The organism is Streptomyces sp. NPDC048257 (assembly GCF_043201855.1).
Lineage (GTDB): Bacteria > Actinomycetota > Actinomycetes > Streptomycetales > Streptomycetaceae > Streptomyces.
In genome coordinates this window covers 21,954-32,390 of sequence record NZ_JBICZI010000017.1, presented here as the reverse complement: position 1 = coordinate 32,390, position 10,437 = coordinate 21,954, and the positions used below count along the sequence as shown (strand labels likewise).

The following is a 10,437-nucleotide window of genomic DNA, read 5'->3' as shown; positions in this document are numbered from 1 at the left end:
TATGCATTCTGCAATTCCCCAGGGGGTGACGTTCCAGTGGCCAGCGCGAACGAAGAAAAGCTTCTCGAAAACCTGAAGTGGATGACCACTGAGCTGCGTCGGGCCCGCCGCCGCCTCCAGGAGGTCGAGGCGGACGCCCAGGAACCGATTGCCATTGTCGCGATGAGCTGCCGGTTCCCCAACGGGGTAAGGTCCCCGGAGGATCTGTGGCGCCTGGTCGACGAGGGCGGCGACGCCATCACCGGATTCCCCGCCGACCGTGGCTGGGACATCGAGTCGCTCGCCGACCCGGACCCCGACCGCAAGGGCACCTTCTACAACACCGGCGGCGGATTCCTCGACGAGGCCACCGCATTCGATCCGGGATTCTTCGGCATATCGCCGCGCGAGGCGCTCGCCATGGACCCGCAGCAGCGCCAGCTCCTGGAGACCTCGTGGGAGGTCTTCGAGCGCGCGGGCATCGACCCCTCGGCGGTACGCGGCAGCCGCACCGGCGTGTACGTCGGCGCGGGCGCCATGGGGTACGGAGCCGACCTCAAGGAAGCACCGGAAGGGCTGGAGGGACTGCTGCTGACCGGCGCCGCCACCAGCGTCCTGTCGGGACGGGTCAGCTACGTGTTCGGGCTGGAAGGCCCTGCGGCCACCGTCGACACGGCCTGCTCCTCCTCGCTCGTCGCCCTGCACCTCGCCACCCAGGCCCTGCGCCAGCGCGAGTGCTCGCTCGCGCTGGTCGGCGGCGTGTGCGTGATGCCCAGCCCCGACGTGTTCGTCGAGTTCAGCCGCCAGCGCGGCCTGGCCGCCGACGGCCGCTGCAAGTCCTTCGCCGCGGCCGCCGACGGCACCGGGTGGTCCGAAGGCGTCGGCGTCCTCCTGGTGGAGCGCCTCTCCGACGCCCGCCGCAACGGCCATCCCGTCCTCGCCGTGGTCCGTGGCTCCGCTGTCAATCAGGACGGTGCGAGCAACGGCCTGACCGCCCCCAACGGGCCCGCCCAGCAGCGAGTCATCCGCCAGGCCCTGGAGAACGCCCGACTGTCGGCGGCCGAGGTCGACGCCGTCGAGGCCCACGGCACGGGGACCACGCTCGGCGACCCCATCGAGGCACAGGCCCTCCTTGCGACCTACGGGCAGGACCGCCCCGATGGCCGCCCCCTGCGCCTGGGCTCCCTCAAGTCCAACATCGGTCACACGCAGGCCGCCGCCGGTGTCGCGGGCATCATCAAGATGGTCATGGCGATGCGGCACGGTGTGCTGCCGAAGACCCTGCACGTGGACGAGCCGACCCCGAACGTCGACTGGACCGAAGGCGCCGTCTCGCTGCTCACCGAGCCGATGCCCTGGCCCGAGACCGGCGCGCCCCGGCGCGCGGCCGTTTCCGCGTTCGGCGTGAGCGGCACCAATGCGCACACCATCATCGAACAGGCCCCCGAGACGGACGCCGAGTCCGAGGCCGAGCCCGACGCCGGCTCCGGGCCCGCGGCGGGTCCCGCCGTCCCGGCCACGGTCCCGGCGGTGCTGCCCTGGACACTCTCCGGCAGGGGCGCCGCAGCGCTGCGCGCCCAGGCCGCCAGGCTTCTCACGACCTATGGCCAGGACGGTTCGGCCGAACGTTCCCTCGACATCGGCTACTCGCTGGCCACCACCCGCGCAGCCCTGGAGCACCGCGCCGTGCTTCTCGGGCGTACGGAGGAGGACTTCGGAACCGCACTCTCCGCGCTCGCCGAGGGTGCGGAGTCCGCAGGCCTGGTGCAGGGCAGGGTGACCGAGGGCAAGGTCGCGTTCCTGTTCACGGGGCAGGGGAGTCAGCGGCTGGGGATGGGGCGTGAGCTCTATGAGACGTATCCCGTCTTCGCGGACGCGCTTGACGCGGTCTGTGAGCGGCTGGATCTTGAAGTGCCGCTGAAGGACGTCCTGTTCGGGACGGAGGCGGATCTGCTGGACGAGACCGCGTATACGCAGCCTGCGTTGTTCGCGGTCGAGGTGGCGTTGTTCCGGCTGGTGGAGTCGTGGGGCCTGAAGCCGGACTTCCTGGCGGGTCATTCGATCGGTGAGATTACGGCCGCGCATGTGGCGGGGGTGTTCTCGCTGGAGGACGCCTGTGCTCTGGTGTCTGCGCGTGGGCGGTTGATGCAGGCGCTGCCGGGCGGTGGCGTGATGATCGCGCTGCAGGCGTCGGAGGACGAGGTCCTGCCGCTGCTCACCGACCGGGTGAGCATCGCCGCGATCAACGGTCCGCAGTCGGTCGTGATCGCGGGTGACGAGGCCGATGCGGTGGCGATCGCCGAATCCTTCACCGACCGTAAATTCAAGCGACTGACCGTCAGCCACGCCTTCCATTCGCCGCACATGGACGGCATGCTCGACGCCTTCCGCAAGGTGGCGAAGGGGCTCTCGTACGAGGCTCCGCGCATCCCCGTGGTCTCGAACCTCACCGGCACCCTGATCTCCGACGAGATGGGCTCGGCCGAGTTCTGGGTCCGGCACGTCCGTGAGGCCGTCCGTTTCCTCGATGGCATCCGCGCGCTGGAGGCTGCGGGTGTCACCAAGTACGTCGAGCTGGGTCCCGACGGTGTTCTGTCCGCCCTGGCCCAGGAGTGCGTGAGCGGCGAGGACTCCGTCTTCATCCCCGTACTCCGCAAGGCACGTCCCGAAGCCGAGACGGTCACCACTGCCCTCGCCACGGCTCACGCCCATGGCATTCCCGTCGACTGGCAGACGTATTTCTCCGGGACCGGCGCCCAGCGCGTCGACCTCCCCACCTACCCCTTCCAGCACGAGCGCTACTGGCTGGAGCCCGCCACCGCCGGAGCCGGTGATGTGAGCGGAGCGGGGCTCGACCCGGCCGCGCACCCCCTGCTCGGCGCGGCCGTCACCCTGGCCGGCTCGGACAGTGTGCTGTTCACCGGTCGGCTCTCGCTCCGCACGCAGCCCTGGCTCGCCGACCACACCGTGTCCGGCACCATCGTGCTGCCGGGTGCCGCGTTCGTCGAACTCGCCGTGCGTGCCGGCGATCAGGCCGGTTGCGAGCGTGTCGAGGCGCTGATGCTCGATGTGCCGCTCGCCCTGCCCGCGGAGGGCGCTGTACGCATCCAGGTGCTCGTCGAGACGCCCGACGAGCAGGGGCGCCGTCCCTTCACCGTTTCCTCCCGGCCGGAGACCGCTTCGGCCGATACCCCCTGGGAGCGCCACGCCCGGGGCGTGCTCGCGCCCACCGGCCCTGCCCCGTCGTTCGATCTGGCACAGTGGCCCCCCGCCGGGGCCGAGGCCGTGGACATCACGGACCTCTACGCGTCCCACGACCCCGCGTCCCACGATTCCGAGTCGGACGCCATCGTGTCCAACGACGCCCAGGGCGCGCACGGGCCCGAGCGCGGTGGGCTGTTCCGTGCCGTGGAGGCCGTCTGGCGCCGCGACCGTGACCTCTTCGCCGAGGTGCGTCTGCCCGAAGGCGGCCCGGACGCACAGGCCTTCGGCCTGCACCCGGTGCTGCTCGACGCCGCCGCGCACGCGGCCTTCGCACTGGACGAGCAGCGCGGAACGGGAGCCGGGCTGGGCACATGGTCCGACGTGACCCTGCACGCCGTGGGCGCCGGTGCCCTGCGCGTACGGATACGGCGGGCTGACGACGGCGCTGTCGGCCTGGACCTCGCGGACGACCTGGGCGCACCAGTGGCGACCGTGGGCGGTTTGACTCCGCGACCCTTCGCGGCGGGTGAGTCCGGTGCTCTGCAAGCGGGTTCAGGCGGACAGGTTGTCCGGCATGACGCGCTGTTCCAGCTCGACTGGGTGCGGCTGCCCCTCGCCGACCGCACGTCCGCTCCCGCCGAGGAGTGCGCCGTACTCGGCTCTGCCGACGGGTTCGTGGGCGCGGCCACCGGTTACGCAGATCTGGCGGCGCTGGGCGCAGCGGTCGACGCGGGCGCTCCCGTACCGCCGTACGTCGTCGTCCCCCTTGAGCGGCAGGCGACCGGCAACGGGTCGGATGCCCTGCACGAGGCCATGCACCACGCGCTCGCCCTGGTGCAGTCCTGGCTGGATGACCAGCGCTTCGCGACCTCGCGCCTCGTCGTCCTGACCCGAGGCGCGGTCGCGGGGCCCGGCGAAGGCGTCGACGACCTGCCGCACGCCGCGGTGTGGGGTCTGGTGCGTTCGGCGGAGACGGAGAACCCCGGCCGTTTCGTTCTCGCCGACCTCGACGCGGAGGTGGATGCCGGCCCCGCCGGCCAGGACCGGGTGCCTGCTGCCGACCGAGCCTCCCTGCTCTCCGCGACCCTGCTCTCCGCCGTGCTCGCCTTCGGTGAGCCGGAGTTGCTGCTGCGGGACGGAGTCGTACACGTCCCCCGCCTGAACCGGAGCCGTACCGCCTTCCGCTCCGATGTCACCGGCATCGATCCGACCGGAACCGTCCTGATCACCGGCGGTTCCGGCACGCTCGCCGGTATCGTCGCGCGGCACCTGGCCACCGCCCACGGTGTGCGGCGTCTGCTGCTGCTGAGCCGCCGGGGTGCCGATGCGCCGGGCGCCGGTGAACTCACCGCTGAGCTGGCCGGCTTGGGTGCGCAGGTGTCGTGGGCGGCGTGTGACGCGGGGGACCGGGACGCGCTCGCGGCCGTCCTGTCCGCTGTTCCTGCCGCGCACCCGCTCACCGCGGTCGTCCACACGGCCGGTGTTCTCGACGACGGTGTGATCGGCTCGCTCACCCCGCAGCGCCTCGACACGGTCCTCCGTCCGAAGGCCGATGCCGCCCTCCACCTCCACGAACTGACCCGCGACCTGCCCCTGTCCGCCTTCGTTCTCTTCTCCGCGATCGCCGGCACCCTCGGCAGCGCGGGACAGGCCAACTACGCGGCCGCCAACGTCTTCCTGGACGCTCTGGCCCAGCACCGCCACGACCAGGGCCTGCCGGCCACCTCGCTCGCCTGGGGCCTGTGGGCCGACGCCAGCGGGATGACCGGCGGACTCGGCGAGGCCCACCTGCGGCGCATGGAACAGCAGGGCATGGGCGCGCTCTCCGCCACCGAAGGCATGGCTCTGCTCGACGCGGCCCTCGCCGCCGGCCGGCCGGCCCTGGTCCCGGCCCGTCTGAACATCCCTGGCCTGCGCAATGCCGCCGGCCCCGGCCCGGTCGCTCCGGTGTTCCGGTCGCTCCTCGGCACGTCGGGCCGGCGGACCGCGCAGACCCGCACCGACGGCGGCACCCCGCTTGCCGAGCGGCTGACCCGCCTCACCGGTCCCGAACAGGACCGGGCGCTGCTCGATCTCGTACGGGCACAGGTCGCCTCCACACTCGGCCACGCCTCGGCCGAACAGGTCGACCCCGCACGCGCGTTCAAGGACCTGGGCTTCGACTCCCTGACCGCCGTCGAGCTGCGCAACCGCCTCGGCGCCGCCACCGGCCTACGTCTGCCGACCACGCTCGTCTTCGACCATCCGACGCCCACCGCGCTCGTCCGGCAGCTGCGGACCGACCTTCTCGGCGCCCCGCAGGAGCCTGGAACCGACGCGCCGGGCCTCCCCCCGCGTGTCGGCCTCGCCGACGACCCCATCGCCATCGTGGCCATGAGCTGCCGCTACCCCGGCGGTGTCCGCACCCCCGAGGAGCTGTGGCGGCTCGTCGAGACCGGTGGCGACGCGATCGCCGGACTCCCGGGCAACCGGGGGTGGGACACCGACGAGTTGTACGCCGACGAGGACGGCCGGACCTTCGCGGGCGGCTTCCTGTACGACGCCGACGCGTTCGACGCCGACTTCTTCGGCATCTCGCCGCGCGAGGCGCTCGCCATGGACCCGCAGCAGCGTCTGCTGCTCGAAACCTCCTGGGAGGCGATCGAGCGAGCGGGCATCGACCCGTCGTCGCTGCGCGGCAGCCGGGCCGGCGTCTTCGTCGGCGCCGCCTACAGTGGCTACGACGCACAACTGGAGCAGTCCGGCGCGGACGGCGTCCTCGGCCATGTGATGACGGGCAATGCGGGCAGTGTCATGTCCGGTCGTGTCTCCTACGCGCTGGGCCTGGAGGGGCCGGCGGTCACGGTCGACACGGCGTGCTCGTCGTCGCTGGTCGCTCTGCACTGGGCGATCCAGGCCCTGCGCAACGGCGAATGCTCGCTGGCGCTCGCCGGTGGCGTGACGGTGATGTCGACCCCCGGCACCTTCAGCGAGTTCAGCCGGCAGGGCGGCCTGTCGCCAGACGGCCGGTGCAGGGCGTTCGCGTCGGCTGCGGACGGTACGGGCTGGGGTGAGGGCGTCGGCATGCTCCTGGTGGAGCGGCTGTCCGATGCCGAGCGGAACGGTCACCCGGTCCTGGCCGTGGTGCGTGGCTCGGCCGTCAACCAGGACGGTGCGAGCAACGGTCTGACCGCTCCGAACGGTCCCTCCCAGCAGCGGGTGATCCGCGCGGCGCTGGCGAGCGCGGGCCTGTCGGCCGGCGACATCGATGCGGTGGAGGCGCACGGTACGGGTACGAAGCTCGGTGATCCGATCGAGGCGCAGGCTCTCCTTGCCACGTACGGGCAGGAGCGCTCCGAGGGCCGCCCGCTGTGGCTGGGCTCCATCAAGTCGAACATCGGCCATACGCAGGCCGCCGCCGGTGTCGCGGGCATCATCAAGATGGTCCTCGCCCTGCAGCACGGCGTGCTGCCGCAGACGCTTCACGTCGACGAGCCGACCCCGCACGTCGACTGGACCGCAGGCGACGTCACTCTGCTGACCGAGCAGACGGCCTGGCCGACGGTGGACCGGCCGCGACGAGCCGCAGTGTCGTCCTTCGGGATCAGCGGCACCAACGCCCACACCATCATCGAACAGGCTCCGGAGACCGGGACCGCGACCGAGTCGAAGCCGTCGGCGGGGACCGTCACGCGCGGGGCCCTGCCGTACGTCCTCTCGGCCAGGAGCTCGGACGCTCTCCGCGCCCAAGCGCGGCAATTGCTGTCCGTGGTGGAGGCCGCCGACCGTCCCCGAGTCACCGATCTGGCCTACTCCTTGGCCACCGGCCGGGCCGACCTCGATCACCGCGCGGCGCTCGTCGCCGACCACCGGGAGGACCTGACGCGGGCGCTCGCGGCCCTGGCGGCGGGCGAGCAGGTGCCTGGTCTGGTGCAGGGCACGGCTTCCGGGGGCAGGCTCGCCTTCCTGTTCACGGGGCAGGGGAGCCAGCGGCTGGGGATGGGGCGAGGGCTGTACGAGGCGTACCCCGTCTTCGCGCGGGCCCTGGACGCGGTGTGTGAGCGGATGGAACTGCCGCTCAAGGACGTGCTGTTCGGGACCGACGGCGCCGCGCTGGACGAGACCGCGTACACGCAGCCGGCTCTCTTCGCGGTTGAGGTGGCGTTGTTCCGGCTGGTGGAGAGCTGGGGTCTGAAGCCGGACTTCCTGGCGGGCCATTCGATCGGTGAGATTACGGCCGCGCACGTGGCCGGAGTGCTCTCGCTGGAGGACGCCTGCACCCTGGTCGAGGCTCGTGGGCGGCTGATGCAGGCACTGCCGACCGGCGGCGTGATGATCGCCGTCCAGGCATCGGAGGACGAGGTCCTGCCGCTGCTCACCGACCGCGTGAGCATTGCTGCCATCAACGGTCCGCAGTCGGTCGTGATCGCGGGTGACGAGGCCGACGCGGTGGCGGTCGTGGAGTCCTTTGCCGGCCGCAAGTCCAAGCGGCTCACGGTCAGCCACGCCTTCCACTCGCCCCACATGGACGGCATGCTCGCCGACTTCCGGAAGGTCGCCGAGGGTCTGACGTACGAGACGCCTCGCATCCCCATCGTCTCCAACCTCACCGGCGCTCTCGTCACCGACGAGATGGCTTCGGCCGACTTCTGGGTCCGCCACGTCCGCGAGGCCGTCCGTTTCCTCGACGGCATCCGCACCCTGGAGAGCCGCGGGGTCACCACCTACATCGAACTCGGCCCCGACGGCGTCCTTTCCGCCCTCGCCCAGGACTGCGTCACCGACGGGGCCGCGGTCCTCGCTCCCGTACTCCGCGCGGCGCGTCCCGAGCCCGAGACCGTCACCACCACCCTCGCCACGGCCCATGCCCACGGCATCGCCGTCGACTGGCAGGCGTACTTCTCCGGCACCGGCGCCCGGCGCGTCGACCTCCCCACCTACCCCTTCCAGCGCCAGCGCTACTGGCCCGAAGCCGCCGCCCCGAGCGGTTCGGCGGCCGGACTCGCGGACAAGGACGTCGACGCACGCTTCTGGGACGCGGTCGAGCGGGCGGACCTGGGCTCCCTCGTCGGTGGGCCGGAGATCGACGGGGACCAGCCGCTCAGCGTCGTACTGCCCGCCCTCTCCGACTGGCGGCGCAACCAGCAGGCGCAGTCGCAGGCGGACGCCCGGCTCTATCGCATCGCGTGGCAGCCGTGGTCCGGGGCCGACCGGGGCACACCCGCAGGCACCTGGCTGGTGGCCGTGCCGGCGCCGTACGCGGACGATCCGTGGGTCCGCGCGCTGACCGACCGTATGGCCGACGGTGGCGCGGGGGTCGTACCGTTCACGCTCGACGTCGCCGACAGTGACCCGGCGTCGCTTCGCGCCCGGCTGGACGAGCGGCTGCGCGAGGCGGTCGCCGGCGGCCCGGTGGCCGGTGTCCTGTCCCTTCTTGCGCTGGACGAGCGGCCCCACCCCGAACACCCCGGCGTGCCTGTCGGACTGGCCCTCACCTCCGCCCTCACCTCGGTGCTCACCGAACCGGCCCGGGAAGGCGACGCGACCGGAGGCGTCGAAGCACCCCTGTGGTGTGTCACGCGTGACGCCGTCGCGGCCGCCGGGACCGACGAACTCGGTGGTGCCGCCCAGGCGCAGGTCTGGGGCCTCGGCCGAGTCGTCGCCCTGGAGCACCCCGAACGCTGGGGCGGTCTCGTCGACCTCCCGGCGGCATGCGACGACCACGTCCTGTCGCGGCTGATGGCGGTGCTCGCAGGACCGGGCGACGAGGACCAGGTGGCGGTCCGTACCTCCGGCACCCTCGTACGACGGCTGGTGCGCGCCGCCTCGACGAGCGCGCGGTCCGCGGCCTGGACCCCGCGCGGCACGGTGCTCGTCACCGGCGGCACGGGCGCCCTCGGCCGCCACGTGGCGCGACACCTCGCCGAGCGGGGTGCCGAACGGCTCGTGCTCGTCAGCCGCCGGGGCGCCGACGCGCCCGGTGCGGCCGAGATCGAGGCGGAGCTCTCCGCGTTCGGCGCGGCCGTGACCCTCGCGGCCTGCGACGTCGCCGACCGCGACGCGCTCGAAGCGCTCGTCGCGCGGCTCGCTGCCGACGGCACTCCGGTACGTGCCGTGGTGCACGCCGCCGGCGTCTCGCAGCCGCCCGGCACGGGAACGGACCTCCCCGGCTTCGCCCATGTCGTGGCCGCGAAGACGGCGGGAGCCGTCCATCTCGACGCGCTGTTCGACGCGCCGGACTCCCTCGACGCGTTCGTCCTCTTCTCCTCCATCGCCGGTGTCTGGGGCAGTGGCGGCCAGGGAGCGTACGCGGCCGCCAACACCTTCCTCGACGCGCTCGCAGAACGGCGCAGGGCCCGCGGTCTCGCCGCCACGGCGATCGCCTGGGGACCGTGGGCCGACGGCGGCATGGCGACCGAGGGCGACGCGGAGGAGCAGCTGAGCCGACGCGGCCTGCCGCCCATGGACCCGGCGACGAATCTGCTGGCGCTTGAGCGTGCCGTCGCGGGCCGGGAGCCCGCGGTGACCGTCGCCGACGTCGACTGGGCGCGCTTCGCGCCCGTGTTCGCCGCGGCCCGCCCCCGCCCGCTCATCGGCGACCTGCCCGAGGTACGGGACGCACTGCGCGGGGACACCCCCGCCGGGGGAGGACCGGCGGAGACTGCTTCTCCCGCCGCACTCCAGAGGCTGACGGAACTCACCGGGGAGGACAGGGAAGCGGCCCTCCTCGACCTCGTACGCGAGCACGCGGCAACGGCCCTGGGCCACGCGTCCGCCGACGCGGTCGCAGCCGAACGGGCCTTCAAGGACCTCGGCTTCGACTCGCTCACCGCCGTCGAACTGCGCAACCGCCTCGGCGCCGCGTGCGGCCTGCGGCTGCCGTCCAGCCTCGTCTTCGACTACCCCAACCCGCAGGCGCTCACCCGCCATCTGCTGCACACCCTCTTCCCCGAGGGCGCAGGCGGGCCGACCGGACCGGCTCTGGACACCGACCCGCAGGAGGCGGAGCTGCGCCGGACGCTGGCCGCCATCCCGCTGGGCCGGATCCGCGAGGCAGGGCTCCTGGACACGCTGCTCCGGCTCGCCGGACCCGACACCCCCGCCCCTGCCACGAGCCCCGCCGACGAGAGCGAGTCCATCGACACGATGGATCTCCAGGCCCTCCTCGACCTGGCGCTCGACGGCGGCGGTGATCCCGACGGCCTCGACGGGCCCGACGGCCCCGGCGGCAACGCCAACGACAGCAACCGATTCTGACGTGCCCGAAGTGCGGAG

General features: G+C 72.7%; 1 protein-coding gene. It reads left to right on the top strand.

Features of this window, described 5'->3' with window-relative positions:
• The first annotated feature begins 36 nt into the window (after positions 1–36).
• Entirely contained in the window at positions 37–10,419 is a 10,383-nt protein-coding gene (locus tag ACGFZK_RS26680; protein ID WP_393851387.1) for a type I polyketide synthase, read from the top strand.
• The last annotated feature ends 18 nt before the right edge of the window (positions 10,420–10,437 follow it).